Source organism: Sphingomonas sp. RS2018, from assembly GCF_054489605.1.
This window is the reverse complement of record NZ_JBTMWL010000014.1, coordinates 1-968: the sequence shown is the minus strand read 5'-3', so window position 1 is coordinate 968 and position 968 is coordinate 1. Positions and strand designations below refer to the sequence as shown.

Annotated in this window: 1 protein-coding gene; it reads right to left on the bottom strand. The window is 58.5% G+C overall.

The genetic code is table 11. The features are described from left to right. Positions 1–712: 712 nt before the first annotated feature. A partial coding sequence (locus tag ACX40P_RS15145; protein ID WP_459127190.1) for a hypothetical protein occupies positions 713–968 on the bottom strand: 256 nt, incomplete at its 5' end.

Below are 968 nucleotides of genomic sequence, written 5' to 3'. Positions count from 1 at the left end.
AGAGTTGGTCTCATTCGTGTCCGGTTCAAGCCTATCACCCAAGTCCCGCCTCTAGCTGCGGCCAATCTGCCGCCGAACCGTCGTGCCTGCAAGTCGGCGAAAGCGGAATGACCGCTTCGGGAAGCGCCCTTGGCTTGCCACAGCGTCGGCTATTGGGTGGTTCGCGGACAGGCTAGTTGTAGAGGCTCGCTATCTAAAACAGCCGTTGCACGGGCTACCTATCGGCAGCAGGTTGCCGCCTTTAAGCTCGGAGACGCGCCATGCTGGCTACACTGCTTTTGCTCGCCGCTGCTGTCGATCAGGTACGCGTAGTCGCGACGTTTAGTGTAACCACACCAAATCCCGACAGGATGGTTGCAGAGCAGATCAAGATCCCGGCCAAAACCACAGCCACGGCATTCAGTGAGAAGCTGGTCGAAGCGGAGGGATTGACCTCTTGGAGCGATCAAGACCCCACGGCTTCCCCCCCGGGCGCGATTTTGACGTGGAAGGCTCGGCACGCATCTAACGGCCGTGAAGTCGTTGTATATTATTCTCCAACGGCCCCGACTGTCTGTAGGATTCGTCGGGAGCGGGGAGGCTTATCTGAAGTTCAGCAGCAGGCCATTCGATGGTGCGCCGCCTCGTTGGGCATCGAGCTTCCTGCTGTGCGGCCACCTGCAGTCAACAATTAGAGGCCGTCTTCAGACGTGACGATTTGAAAGCTTAACGGCTAGAATTGGGCGGCTGCAGCCGTTCGCCGGTCAGCTCGGAACGTCGGTAGCTGGTGGAAAGTCGTCGTAGAGGACTGATTAGCGACCGCGCAAATGGTAACGGCTTCAAGGGCTATGGCCACCAGGTAGGCACCAGAGACGATGTATGCCGCCTTCTGACCGTCGTAGTTCACCCAACCCGCATAATGCGCGCCTTGGACTATTAGATTGATCGCCACGACCGGAAGCAGGACCGGCAGAAAGGACGCAGGAGCA